Below are 12,743 nucleotides of genomic sequence, written 5' to 3' on the forward strand. Positions count from 1 at the left end.
GATGGCCCGATCCCCTGCCCTTTGCCCCTTGGCCATCCGCCACCCTTGGGCCCGATGGCGGCGACGTCGGGCCGCCAGCCTCGCCGCGGGCCTGGCGCTGCTCGTCCCGTCCATCGTCCCCTCCATCGGCCGGGCGGGAGGGATCGTGGAACCCAACAACGGCTCCCTGGCGCCGATCGATCGGGAGGCCTTCCGGCAGGAGTATGGGCAAGAAGGCCTGTTCCGGCTGCGGCTGGGGGTGGATGCGGCCGAACAGCCTCCCAGGGCTGGCGCTGGCGCCGGGGCCACTCCCAAGCCCTGCCCTGCCGCCAGCTGGGGCGGCTCGCTGCAGAAGCAGCGCTACGACGCAGCGATGGGCCTGCGGAAGTACTACGCCGCCGGAGAGGCCCTGGGGGAATGGCGGCGGCTGTGTACCCCCACGACACCCCCCACGCCCTGAACCGCATCAGGGCTGTGGCCCCCGCCTCAGTCACTGATGGCCTTGGTGCGCATCGCCGCCTCCAGGGTCCTGATCTCTTCCGGCGACAGCTTGGGCCGATCCAGCTTGAGGGTGAGCTTGTTGAGCGTGCCGGTGAAGCGGAAGGGTGGCTGGTAGTCGGCGTCGTTGACGCCGGTGAGGGTGTCGGAGCCGATGTCGAAGCTTTCGTCCCACTGCAGGATCATCGGCAGGGTCTTCGGCATCGTCTTGGTGGCCACCGCCTTGCCGTCCACCTTGAGGGTGCCGGTGCCGGGGCGGCCGACACCGCTGAAGTCGTTGAAGGCCAGGGTGCCGGCCCCCTTGCCGTCGTAGACGAAATAGAACTCCACCTTGTGCTTGCCAGGGGCAAGGGGCTCGCTGCCCTCCCACCTGAGGCGCTCCAGATCCACCATGTTCCACACCCACACGGGCTTGCTGTTCTTCAGGTAGAAGCCGTAGCCGCCGAAGCGGCCGCCGGAGGTGAGCAGCATGCCCTCGGCGCCGCCGTCCGGCACCTCGATGTCGGCGGTGACGGTGTAGGAGGTGTTGAGCAGCACAGGCGAATCCCCTTGGGGCAGCCCCACCATCGGATGGGTGTAAACGAATTCGCTGCGGGAGGCGGTGATGTTGGGCCGGGGGGCCACGATCCGCGCCGCCACCGAGGCATCGAGCGGGAACACCTGGTACTTGTTGGCTTCAGCGATGAAGGCCGCCTTCATCTCCTTCAGCTTGCCGGGGTTCTGGGCCGCCAGGTCGGTGGTCTGGCTGAAATCAGTGTTGAGGTTGTAGAGCTCCAGGGTCTGGTTGTTGAGCGGATCGGGGTTGGCCGGGCCGAAGGCGTCCCAGGGGGCCCGGTTCACCTTGGTGCTCAGCAACCAGCCCTTGTCGTAAAGGGCCCACTGACCCATCATCTCGAAGTACTGGCGCTCGTGCCTGGAGGGCGCCTTGGGATTCTTCCCATCGAAGGTGTAAACGAAGCTGGTGCCCTCGATCGGCTTCTGGGGGATGCCATCCACCACCTCGGGCGCCTTCAGACCGGCCGCCTCCAGGATCGTCGGCACCACGTCGATCACGTGCACGAACTGCTCCCGCAGGCCCCCTCGGTCCTTGATGCGGGCCGGCCAGGACACCACCATGTTCTGGTTGACCCCGCCCAGGCGGGAGGCGTTCTGCTTGAACCAGCTGAACGGGGTGTCGAAGGCCCAGCTCCAGCCTGCCGACATGTGGTTGTAGGTGAGATCTGTGCCCCACACATCGAAGAACTTCATCTGCACCTCAACAGGCAGCTTGTTGAGGCCGTTGAAGAAGGCCACCTCGTTGGGGGTGCCCAGGGGCCCGCCTTCGGCGCTGGTGCCGTTGTCGCCGTTGATGTAGACAATCAGGGTGTTGTCGAGTTTGCCGAGATCCTCGAACTGCTGGATCACCCGGCCGATTTCGTAGTCGCTGTAGGCGGCGTAGGCGGCGAACACCTCCACCTGACGGATGAACAGTTTCTGGGCCTCCGGGCTCAATTGGTCCCAGGGGGTGATCACCTCGGCCGGCCAGGGGTCGAGCTTGGCGTCCTTGGGGATCACGCCGAGTTTCTTCTGGTTGGCGAAGATGCGCTCCCTCAGTTTCTCGTAGCCGTCATCGAAGAGATGCATGGCATGGATTCGGTCCACCCACTCTTTGGTGGGGTGGTGGGGCGCATGGGTGGCTCCGGGGGCGTACTTGATGAACAGCGGCTTGCTGGGGTTGATCTGGTGCATCCGGCTCATGTAGTCGATGGCGTCATCGGCCATCGCCGTCACCAGGTTCCAGCTGCCGGGTTCCTTGCCCTCGAAGGGATAGATCTGGGTGGTGTTGCGGAACAGGTTGGGCTGCCACTGGTTGGCGTCACCACCCACGAAGCCGTAGAAGTATTCAAAGCCCATGCCGGTGGGCCACTGATCAAACGGGCCGCTCTGGCTCGCCTGGAAGGCGGGCACGTTGTGGTCCTTGCCGAACCAGGCGGTGGAATAGCCGTTGTCCTTGAGCAGGCGGCCGATCGTGGCCTTGTCCCGCTCGAGGATGCTGTTGTAACCGGGGAAGCCCGTCGATTGCTCCGAGATCACCCCGAAACCGGCCGAGTGGTGGTTGCGGCCCGTGATCAGGGCGGCGCGGGTGGGAGAGCACAGCGCCGTGGAGAACATGCGGTTGTACCGCAGCCCCGCCTTGGCGACGCGGTCCATCGCCGGCGTGGGGATCACCCCGCCGAAGGTGCTGGGCACCCCGAAACCGGCGTCGTCGGTGATGATCAGCAGCACGTTGGGTGCACCCTGGGGCGGGGTGATCCGCGGCGCCCACCAGGGCTTCGCCTGCAGCGCCCCGTCCTTGATCACCCCGCCGAAGGGGGGCGCCGGGGCCGGCAGCTGGTTCCCGGAGATCGTGGTGGTGGCATTCGGGGCTCCCGGCGTGCCAGTGATCCGCTGGGCCAGGGCCGGCACGGCGCCGAACGACCAACCCAGCAGGGCCAGCGCCAGGCACGCGGGCACCAGGCGCCGCAGCAGGCGACCGAGCGCAACGCTGAAGCGGGTCAGGGGACGCTCAGGCATGGGTCGTCAGGGCGGGAGAAACGAGTCGGAAACCGATGTGGGAGGTGCCGGTGTCGGGGCTTTCGGCCTCCCGCGCCGCCGGCCGGTAGCGGCTGCAGTAGTTGGGGGCGCACAGGAAGGAGCCCCCCTTGATGACGTGCTTGGCCACCCCGGGCTCCCGCGGATCGCTGCTGGCGGCAGGGTCAGCCAGCACCGGATCGTCCTGGCCGGCGAGGCGATCGTGGCCGGGCCGGTACCAGTCCGCCGTCCACTCCCAGACATTGCCGGTCATGTCCTGCAGTCCGTAGCCATTGGGGGGGAAGCTGCCCACCGGTGCGGTGCCGGTGAAGCCATCGTCAGCGGTGTTACTGACGGGGAACTCCCCCTGCCAGGTGTTGGCCAGGCCGGGGCGCCAGGTGTTGCCCCAGCTGAAGGCCCGATCCCGCAGGCCGCCCCGGGCGGCGAACTCCCACTGGGCCTCGCTGGGGAGGGCGGTGCCGGCCCAGGCCGCGTAGGCCTCGGCATCCGCCAGCGATACCTGCACCACCGGATGGTCGAGTCGGTCGTCGATGGAGCTGCCGGGGCCCTCGGGGTGGCGCCAGTCGGCCCCGGGCACCCACTGCCACCAGCTGAGCTCCGCCAGGGGCTCGCCGGGGGAGGGCGGCCGGAACACCACCGAGCCGGGGCGGCGCTCGGCGGCGGACAGCTCCGGGAACTGCTCCTGGGGCAAGGGCTGCTCCGCCTGGGTGCGGTAGCCGGTGGCGGCCACGAAGGCGGCAAACTCGCGGTTGGTCACCTCCGTGCGGGCGATGCAGAAGGGCTGCAGTCGCACCGACGCCTCCGCCTCCTCCGGCAGGCGGCCCGCCGCGCCGATCCGGTAGCGGCCGCCGGGGACCGGCGCCATCGCCGGCGGGCAAAGGTCCGCCGCCGGGGCGGGAGCGGGCCACAGCAGCACCGCCCCCATCCCCAGAGCCAGGATCAGCAGGGCGGCCAGCACCGGAAAGCTCCAGGCCTCTGGACGATGAACAAGCACGGATTCGCTGCGCCCTGCGGATGGCTCACGGCCAGCATTTTGGGGGCGTCAATGAGCGGTTCAGGGTGGCATCGATCACCTTCGACACACTCGTTGGCACGGCGGATTGACCCAACCGATCGGCACCGCCATCGGCCATCCGGCCGCCGTTGAACGCAGGACGGCAAGACTGTCGCAGCGGCGCAACAGTGCGGCGCGGATCCTGTCAGATAAGGCGTGAAACGTGGCACGCTGACCCCTCCCAAGATCAGACCCAGGCCCGAGGGCGGCGGAGGCACAGACGGCCGCCTGCCTTCACGACCCTGCCATCGATCCGCACCCCCACCCATGACCTTCCCCTTGTTCCGCCACGCCCGCCCGACGCTGCTGGCCTGCCTGGCCGTCGGCATCGCGGCGGCCTGTCCCGGGGCCGGGGCGCAGCCGCAGGCGAGCCCTGATCAGACGGCGGCGCTCAACGCCGTGGCCCGGATGATGGAGGCGCAGCGCACCTACTACCAGAAGAACGGCGCCTTCCGGGCCACGGTCTCGAACATCCAGCAGGATTTCGGCATCACCCTGCCGGCGTCCTTCAATTACGCCGTTCGCACCACCACCGAAGCGGCCTACAGCTATGTGATTCCGGCCCAGTCCCCCAAGACGGGCCAGCTCAATGCCTATGTGGGAGCGGCCTTCCTCACGCCCACCCAGAATCCCCGGATCACCACCATCATCTGCATGAACATCCAGCCGGGCCAGATCCGTCCCGCGGACCCCCAGCTCGTGCTCGGCAGCCTGGTGGCCAACCCCACCGGCCGGATCGTGCAGTGCGGCGATGCCTCGGTCGAGGTCACCGCCTCGATCGTCAACGAATGACGGCCATGGTTCCGCTCACGCTGCTGGAGTCGCGGGCGGTGGAGGTCAATGACCCCGCCGCCCTGCTCGATCGGGTGGCGCGGGACTTCCCCCTCAACGCCTTTCTGGAGAGTCAACGCAGCGGCGGCTTCTTCCATCGCAGCGGCATCCTCCACGTGGGGCAGATCGCGGTGTCCTGCAGCCGGCACTCCCCCATGGAGATCGGATTCGACGATTCCCCGGTCGCCACCCTCGCCCTGCCGCTGTCCGGCGTTGGCGAGGTGACCAGCGACGGCCAGCGGCTGAAGCTCGAGGCCGGCCCGATGGCGGCCTACCTGCCCGGCGCCGCCTTCACGGCCAGCACCGGCAGCTTCGAGGAGGTGATGATCTGCCTCGATCGCCGGCGGCTGGCCGAGACGGCCGCCGCCATGGGCGGCTTCGGCGACGGTGCCGGTGGGCGGGCGCCGGCCTTCGAGCGCACCCTGCGGGTGGACGGCAGCGCTTCACCCGAGCAGGCCGACCTGCTGAACCATCTCCACCTGGCCCTGCAAATGCTGGAGGCTCCGCTGCTGCGGTCGGTGGGCGGGCTCAGGGCCTGCCAGCTGGAAGATCTGCTGTTCCGGCTGGTGGCCGCCATCGTCTGCCCGGAGACGCTGAAGGGGAAGGATCGCGCTGTCCCCGACCACCGCGGTGATTGCCCCTTCGACGACCTGCTGGAGTGGATCCAGGCCCATCTGCACACCCCGATCACCCCCACGGAGCTCAGTCGGCGCAGTGCCTACACCCGGCGCAACCTGCAGTACCTGTTCCAGCGGCGGTTCGGCTGCAGCCCCATGCAGTGGGTGAAGCGCCAGCGGCTGAGCGCGGTGCGCGCCGATCTGCTGCGGGCCCAGCCCGGCGAGACCGTGGCCGCCATCGCCCGTCGCCACGGCTTCGTCCAGATGTCGTCCTTCGCCGCCAGCTTTCGGGAGAGCTACGGCCTCGCCCCCCTCGGTGCTGCTGCGCCGTTCGCGCTTCGACGCCGGCTGAGGCGGACGGCGCTGCCCCGGGCCGGCACCGACAGGCAACCCTGCAGCAACGCTGCCACCCATGCGAAGAGCCGATCGCTACCGACAGGCCCCCCCTCGCAGACTTAGAGGACTGTCATCGCTCTCCTCTGCGCACGCCGATGTCCAGCTCCTTCACCCAGGCGGTCGAGGCCCTCACCGCCCAGGCCCAGAGCCTGATCGCCGCCACCTCCAGCGAAGTCGATGCCCTGCGGGAGGAGCTGGAGCAGGAGCGCCGCTTCCGGCGCCACCTGGAGGTCGCCGCCGCCACCCGCGCCCATGAGGTGACGGCCCAGCTGGAGGAGGCCCGACTGGAGCGGGAACGGCTCGAAGCCGAGCTGGCCGAGGCCCTTGAGGGCCGGCGCCAGGCCGAAGCGGAGGTGGAGCGCTTCCACGAGGCCATCCGGCAGCAGCTGGCCATCGCTGAACAGGAGCAGGCGGCCCTGGAGGAGGCCGAGCGGGAGCGGGACCGCCTGCGCGAGGAGGCCGCCGAACGCCAGCGGAAGGCCCTGCTGCAGGAACTGGAGCAGGAACAGCGGGCCCGGCGGAGGCTGGAGCGGCGCCTGGCAGGGGTGCGCCAGGCCGTGATCGATCTGCTCGACCCCCGGGACGAGACCCAGGACGGACCCGAGGCCATGGCGGAGCCCGACGACACGGGCACGGAAAGCGACACCGCCGGGCAGGTCGAGCTCTCCGATGGGACCTCTCGCCTGTCCCTTCGCAAGATCCTGGTGCACCGGCCGGCCGGCCAGGGTTCCCTGCCGGTCCTCACCTGAGTCCCCCCGGTCTGAGGCGCGGCTGGTCCTGTCGCCGCGGCAGCCGTCTGGTGGCCCTGGTGGTCCTGGCCGTCCTGCTTGTGGTGGCCCCCTTGCATGGAGCCGTTGGCCAGGAGCGGCCGGAACCCACGGCCTACCTCCAGTTGGACGGCGTCCGGCTGTTCCCGGTCAGCACCTCCAAGGACTTCTCGAGCGAGCAACGGGTGGAGCGGGCCAACCGCCTGCTGCAGGAGGCGGTGGCGACCCGGAGCCCGGCCAGGATCGGGGTGCAGGAGCTCCATAACCTGCCGGTGATCACCCTCGATGACGAGGTGATCCTCACCATGACCCGCCGCGACACGCAGGTGGGGCTGTCGGTGCAGGGCCAGGCTGAGCTGTGGCGCCAAAGCCTCACCGCAGCCATCAACAGGGGACGGTCGGAGCGACAGCCCGCCCACCTGACTCGCATGATCTCCTTTGCCCTAGGGATCCTTGGGGCAACACTCCTGCTGCAGCGGCTCCTGTGGCTGCTGTGGCGGCGCTACCTGCCCTCGGCCCTCACCCAGCCGTCGGGGAGTGAACCCGGCAGCAGCCAACCTCTGGGCCCCAGGGACTGGCTGCTCCACGGGGCACTGGTGGTGCTGCGGCTTGGTCTCTGGGTGGCCGCGATCCTGTTGATCTCCAGCTTCTTCCCGGTCACCCGGCTGCTGACAAGCCGCCTGCTGGAGGCCCTCACCGAGAGCCTGGGATCCCCCTTCCTGCCCCTGGGGGGACGCCGCTATTCCGTGCTCGACGCCGTCGTCCTGATGGGGCTGTTCCTCGTGCTGGTGCGGGGGGTGGCGTTGCTGAAGGGCCTGCTCAGGGTCCGTGTCCTGCAGCGCACCGGCATCGAACCCGGCTCTCAGGAGGCCATCGCCTTCATCGTTCAGTACGGCCTGCTGTTCCTCGGCACGTTGGTGCTGCTGCAGCTGTGGGGCCTGAATCTCACCTCCCTGGCCCTGTTCGCCAGCGTCCTGGGGGTGGGGGTGGGGCTTGGCCTGCAGGGGATCGCCAAGAACCTGATTAGTGGCCTGATCATCATGTTCGAACGGCCGATCAAGGTGAATGATTTCGTCGAAGTGGGCGACCTGCAGGGCACCGTAACCCGCATCAATCTGCGCAGCACCGAGGTGGTGACCCTCGACCGCATCTCGATCATCGTTCCGAATGTGGAGTTTCTTGAGTCCCGGGTCGTCAACTGGAGCCACGGGAGTTCAGTGGCACGTCTGAAGATTCCGGTGGGAGTGGCCTACGGTTCCGATTGCCAGGTGGTGCGTGGGGCCCTGCTGGAGGCCTGCCAGGACGTCTCCGACATCCTGGCCACCCCATCACCCCAGGTGTTCTTCAAGGGTTTCGGGGAGAGTTCCCTGGATTTTCAGTTGCTGGTCTGGATCAACCAGCCCCGGCGTCAGTACGAGATCCGCAGCGAGCTCAACTTCCGCATCGAAGCGATCCTGCGGCGTCACGAATTGACCATCCCGTTCCCCCAGAGAGATCTGCATCTGCGCAACGAAAGCATCAACGTAGCCTTCCCCCCCGCCATCACCGACGCCCTGTTGCGTCGGTTGACCCCACCGCCAGCTTCGTCGCCGGACGAAGAAGCCTGAGCATGCGCTAGCGCCAAGGCAATCTGGAGATGAACATCAGCCGATCAGAATCCTTGCTTGGACTGATGGACCCGCTCTTGAATCCATCGATGCAGGCCGCCGGATTCGCCCTGCTCATGGCCCTCGCCAGGGTCTTGCTGGGTTCGCTGGCCGTGTGGCTGCTGGTGCGGGTACTGAGCCGCTGGCTGCGGCGTGCCGTTCCCCGACCCGACACCCTGCCGGAGGGACTGATCGCTCCCTTGCTGTGGCGCAGCCTGGCGTCGCTGGGTTACCTGGCCATGGTGGTCTGGGGCTGGCGCTCCTTAGTGCGCGGCTGGGAGGTGCTGCGTATCGATCCGGGCCCCGATCGGCTGGTGGAGGGCGCCGCCCTGCTGGTGGCGGTGGTGCTGGTGGTGCGGCTGATCAACCGCAGCCTGCTCCTGCTGCTGGAGCGGTCCCTGCAGCGCCTGGGCAGGGAGGAGCAGACCAGCACCCTCAGGGCCCTGGCTCCCATGATCCGGGCCCTCTTCTGGGGGCTCGGGAGCCTGGTGTTTCTTCAGAAGCAGGGGGTCCCACTCGGCGCCATCTACGCCTCCCTGGCGGGTGCCGGCATCGGTCTTGGACTGGCCCTGCGGGGGCCGTTGAGCCACTTCCTCAGCTACCTCACCATCGTCATCGACAAGCCTTTCCAGATCGGTGATCTGATCGGATTCGCCGATGTCATCGGGCCGGTGGAGCGAGTGGGAATCCGCTCGTCTTCCATCCGCAGCCTGGGCGGAGAGCGGATTGTGATCGGCAACGAGGAGCTGCTTCAGAAGACGATCCGCAACTTCGGTGATCTGCCCCGGCGCCGGGCCGCCCACACGCTTCTGGTGTCCGACCAACTGCCGGCGGAGCAAGCCGCCGCCATTCCAGGACTCGTGGAAAAAGTCGTCCAGGCCCATCCGCCGGCCACGTTCGACCGCTGCCACTTCACCCGCTTCGTTGACGACGCTCTGGAGTTTCAGTTCGTGTTCTTCGTTCCTGACAGCACCATGGGGGTGTTTCTGGATCTGCAGCAAGCCATCAATCTGGGCATTTTGCGCGCGTTCCAGTCCCACGGCATCGCCTTCACCGCCCCTCCCCAGGACCCCGCTGCACCCCACCCACCGCCGTCGCCATGACGCCGCTGGCGGTCGTGGCGATCCAGCGCCAGGCCCCCGCCAGCAGGGCGAGGCCGATCAGGGGACCCTCACCCCAACGGTCGTAGGGGGTGAGCGGTGAGCGCTGCTGCACGGTGACCGGGACGGTGGCCGGGCGGCCCGGAGGCAACTGCTCGATCAGCCGACCGCCGGCGTCCACCAGCAGGCTGGGGCCGGTGTTGGCGGAACTCACCAGCCAGCGGCCGGTCTCGATCGCCCGCAGCTGGGCCAGGGCGGCGAACTGCCCCTGCAGCTGCAGCGGGTAGGGATCCAGGTTGGCGCTGGCCAGCAGCCAGCGGGCCCCCTGGCGGGTGGCGGCGGCCAGGGCGGCCCCGTCGGAGAGCTCGTAGCAGATGGCCACCCCCACATCCCCCCCCGGCCGCGGCAGCAGCCGGGAGGCGGGGCCCGGTTCCACGCCCCCCACCGCCGAGAGGCCGCTCCAGCGCCACAGGCCGGCCAGGGGCACCCATTCGCCCAGGGGCACCACCCGGTGCTTGTCGATCCAGCCGCCGGCCTGAAGCTGGCCAGGCTCAAAACGCAGCAGGCTGCTGCGCAGCTCCAGGCCCTCGCGGCGGAAGCCGCCGCTGAGCACCTCCACCGGCGCCGCCAGCGGCAACGGCTGGCCAAGCGCCAGGGAGCCCTCGGGCAGCAGCACCCCCTGCACGGGCGGCTCGGCGGTGGCGGCCTGCCGCTGGGCAAGGGCCAGCCGCTGCAGCAATCGGCGCTGCTGGTCGGCCTCGAACTTCTGCCGGGTGGGGATGGCGGGCTGCAGCACCAGCCAGCGCTCGGACCTGCCGCCGGCGGCCTCGGCCTGGCGGAGCAAGGTCAGGCCGGCCAGATGGCACCCGACCACCAGCACCAGCGTGACCGCCAGCCAGCGGACCCGCTGGCCGGGCTGGGCCCGCAGGGCCCGCCAGAGGCCCCAGCCGATCAGCAGCTGAACCGCTGCAAGCAGCCCGGCTCCCCCGAGGACCGCCAGGCCGGCCAGGGCCCGGTCCCCCGGCAGCGCCGCCGCCCCAAGCCCCAGCCAGAACAGGGGACCCTTGGCCAGCAGCACCTCCGCCAGGCCCCACAGGGCCGCCGCCAGCAGCGCCGTGCTGGGCCGTACGGGATCGAGCCGGCCCACCAGGGCCGTCCAGGCCCCCACCAGCAGGGCGGCGGCCAGGCCGATGGCCAGCCAGAGCACCAGGCAGATCGGCAGGCTCAGGGGACCCGGCACGCCGATCCAGTCGAGGGGATGGAGCCAGAGCAGCCAGCGATGGCTCACCAGCACCGCCGCCAGACCCCACAGTCCGCCGCGCCGGAACCGCCACGGCACCCCCGCCCCGCGGCTCTCCGTCAGGGACCAGAGCAGCACCACGGCAGGCCAGAGCAGCCAGGGCCAGCCCACCGGCGGCAGGGCCACCCCCGCCAGCAGCCCGCCGGCGCCGGCGGCGGCCCAGCCGGCACGCCGGTCATTGCCCATGGTCGCCGGGCGCAGGAGGCGCCAAGGTCGGGGAAGTGTCACACCGTTTCCCCAAGGGAACCTCTTTCATGGACCAGGGCAATCTGCTGCAGATGCTGCTGCTGCGCGGCCTCGGCACCACCTCGCTGGTGGCCGACCGGCTCAAGTACGTCAGCCAGGAATGGGTGAGCAGCGGCCGGCTCGACCCCAGCCACGCCTCCGCCCTGGTGGAGGACGTCATGCGCGCCCTGCGGGGCGAGACGCCGGAGGTGGAACAGCAGGCGGAGCGCCAGCTGGAGCGCAACCGCGACCAGCTCCTGCAGGACCTGGGCCTGGCCCGGCAGCGGGAACTGGACGAGCTGCGCGGCCGCATCGACCGGCTCGAGCAGACCCTGCGCCAGCGCCAGAACGGCGGCGAAGGGAACGACTGATCGCACTGGCAGAATCCCCCCATCCGGGTCCTTCCGCATGCGCGACATCCTGATCAGCTCGTTCGTCTGCGTGGCCTGTCTGATGCTGGCCTTCGTGAGCCAGCTGGTGTCGCCCTCCCAGGTGGAGGCAGCCGCACCGGCCCCGGTCGAGGCCGGCGTCCAGCAGGCCCTGGCCCGTTCCGGCCCGGCCACGGCGCCCCAGGCGAACCCTTCTGCCGCACCGCAGGCGAGAGAGGCCGTGGCGGCCCCGCTCGAACTTGACCCCGACGTTTCCAACCCCACCCTGTTCACCATGGCCCCCGATTCCTCCAGCGCCGACCTGGCCTCCAGCGGGGCAGCGGCCCTTGGCGGGGAGCTCGTCTCCCCCACCGAGCGCACCACCCCCAGCGGGCTGCGCATCACCGACCTGACCCTGGGCGAAGGCCCCGAAGCCAAGAGCGGCCAGACCGTAGTGGTCAATTACCGCGGCATCCTCACCAACGGCAAGGAGTTCGACAGCAGCTACGGCCGAGGTCCGTTCAGCTTTCCCCTGGGCGCCGGCCGGGTGATCCGGGGCTGGGACGAAGGGGTGGCGGGTATGAAGGTGGGGGGCAAGCGGAAGCTGGTCATCCCCCCCGATCTCGCCTACGGCGAGCGCGGCGCCGGCGGTGTGATCCCCCCCAACGCCACGCTGGTGTTCGAGGTGGAGCTGCTGCAGATCAAGGGCTGAGCAACGGCGCTGCAACGGCCTTGCCCAGGGTGGCAATCGTTACAATGCCGCGTAGCCTCTCTCGTCTCCCATGGCTCACCGCCTGCCCGAACTCCCCTACGGCCTCGACGCACTCGAGCCCCACATTTCCCGGCAGACCCTCGAGTTCCACCACGGCAAGCATCACGCCGCCTACGTCACCAACCTGAACAAGGCGATCGAGGGTGGCGAGCTCGAGGGCAAGAGCCTGGAGGAGGTGATCCTGGCGGTGGCCGGCGACGCCTCCAAGGCGGGCGTGTTCAACAACGCCGCCCAGGTCTGGAACCACAGCTTCTACTGGCAGTGCATGAAGCCTGGCGGCGGCGGCGCCCCCACCGGTGAGCTGGCCGAGAAGATCACCGCCGACTTCGGCAGCTATGAGGCCTTCGTGGAGCAGTTCAAGGCCGCCGGTGCCACCCAGTTCGGCAGCGGCTGGGCCTGGCTGGTGCTCGATGGCGGCACCCTCAAGATCACCAAGACCGCCAACGCCGACCTGCCCCTGGCCCATGGTCAGAAGGCCCTGCTCACCATGGACGTGTGGGAGCACGCCTACTACCTCGACTATCAGAACCGCCGTCCTGACTACATGACCACCTACCTCGACAAGCTGGTCAACTGGGACTTTGTGGCCGCCAACCTGGCCGCCGCCTGATCTCCGCTT

Annotated in this window: 12 protein-coding genes; 9 read left to right on the forward strand and 3 right to left on the reverse strand. The window is 69.2% G+C overall.

Going from position 1 to position 12,743, the window contains the following annotated elements; translation table 11 throughout:
• Position 1 precedes the first annotated feature (1 nt).
• Positions 2-439, forward strand: coding sequence for a hypothetical protein (locus tag CYAGR_RS06030; RefSeq protein ID WP_216593368.1), 438 nt, complete (start codon positions 2-4; stop codon positions 437-439).
• A gap of 26 nt (positions 440-465) precedes the next feature.
• Here the strand turns inward: CYAGR_RS06030 and CYAGR_RS06035 are convergent, their stop codons facing one another.
• Together CYAGR_RS06035 and CYAGR_RS06040 are read right to left on the reverse strand one after the other, a co-directional pair.
• Positions 466-3,030, reverse strand: a complete 2,565-nt coding sequence (locus CYAGR_RS06035) for an arylsulfatase (protein ID WP_015108906.1) — start codon at positions 3,028-3,030, stop codon at positions 466-468.
• Positions 3,023-3,973: a formylglycine-generating enzyme family protein gene (locus tag CYAGR_RS06040; RefSeq protein ID WP_051017207.1), complete on the reverse strand. Its 951-nt coding sequence runs from the start codon at positions 3,971-3,973 to the stop codon at positions 3,023-3,025. The genes CYAGR_RS06035 and CYAGR_RS06040 overlap by 8 nt, the downstream gene beginning before the upstream one ends.
• 396 nt (positions 3,974-4,369) lie before the next feature.
• On the opposite strand from CYAGR_RS06040, the gene CYAGR_RS06045 reads away from it, so the two are divergent.
• The 5 genes from CYAGR_RS06045 to CYAGR_RS06065 all read left to right on the forward strand — a co-directional run bounded on the left by CYAGR_RS06045 (position 4,370) and on the right by CYAGR_RS06065 (position 9,462).
• Positions 4,370-4,894 (forward strand): type IV pilin-like G/H family protein, encoded by a 525-nt coding sequence (locus CYAGR_RS06045; protein WP_015108908.1) that lies wholly within the window; start codon positions 4,370-4,372, stop codon positions 4,892-4,894.
• Between the two features lie 5 nt (positions 4,895-4,899).
• Positions 4,900-6,009 carry a helix-turn-helix domain-containing protein gene (locus CYAGR_RS16405; protein WP_172637154.1) on the forward strand — a complete coding sequence of 370 codons (1,110 nt, stop codon included), beginning with the start codon at positions 4,900-4,902 and terminating at the stop codon, positions 6,007-6,009.
• A 32-nt stretch (positions 6,010-6,041) separates the two neighbouring features.
• Positions 6,042-6,695, forward strand: coding sequence for a hypothetical protein (locus CYAGR_RS16410; protein WP_015108910.1), 654 nt, complete (start codon positions 6,042-6,044; stop codon positions 6,693-6,695).
• 50 nt (positions 6,696-6,745) lie between these two features.
• Positions 6,746-8,320 (forward strand): mechanosensitive ion channel family protein, encoded by a 1,575-nt coding sequence (locus tag CYAGR_RS06060; RefSeq protein ID WP_015108911.1) that lies wholly within the window; start codon positions 6,746-6,748, stop codon positions 8,318-8,320.
• 65 nt (positions 8,321-8,385) lie between these two features.
• On the forward strand, positions 8,386-9,462 hold the full coding sequence (locus tag CYAGR_RS06065; RefSeq protein ID WP_216593369.1) for a mechanosensitive ion channel family protein: 1,077 nt from the start codon (positions 8,386-8,388) through the stop codon (positions 9,460-9,462).
• Here CYAGR_RS06065 and CYAGR_RS06070 read toward each other — a convergent pair.
• Entirely contained in the window at positions 9,410-10,945 is a 1,536-nt protein-coding gene (locus CYAGR_RS06070) for an apolipoprotein N-acyltransferase (protein WP_015108913.1), read from the reverse strand. The genes CYAGR_RS06065 and CYAGR_RS06070 overlap by 53 nt on opposite strands.
• 68 nt (positions 10,946-11,013) lie before the next feature.
• Between CYAGR_RS06070 and CYAGR_RS06075 the strand changes: the two genes are divergently transcribed.
• The 3 genes from CYAGR_RS06075 to CYAGR_RS06085 all read left to right on the forward strand — a co-directional run bounded on the left by CYAGR_RS06075 (position 11,014) and on the right by CYAGR_RS06085 (position 12,734).
• Entirely contained in the window at positions 11,014-11,355 is a 342-nt protein-coding gene (locus CYAGR_RS06075; protein WP_015108914.1) for a phasin family protein, read from the forward strand.
• A 37-nt stretch (positions 11,356-11,392) separates the two neighbouring features.
• Positions 11,393-12,064: an FKBP-type peptidyl-prolyl cis-trans isomerase gene (locus CYAGR_RS06080; RefSeq protein WP_015108915.1), complete on the forward strand. Its 672-nt coding sequence runs from the start codon at positions 11,393-11,395 to the stop codon at positions 12,062-12,064.
• A 70-nt stretch (positions 12,065-12,134) separates the two neighbouring features.
• The gene (locus CYAGR_RS06085) at positions 12,135-12,734 is read left to right on the forward strand and encodes a superoxide dismutase (RefSeq protein WP_015108916.1); all 600 of its coding nucleotides are present in this window, start codon (positions 12,135-12,137) and stop codon (positions 12,732-12,734) included.
• Positions 12,735-12,743: the final 9 nt, after the last annotated feature.

The organism is Cyanobium gracile PCC 6307, from assembly GCF_000316515.1.
In the GTDB taxonomy this organism is placed as follows: Bacteria; Cyanobacteriota; Cyanobacteriia; order PCC-6307; family Cyanobiaceae; genus Cyanobium; species Cyanobium gracile.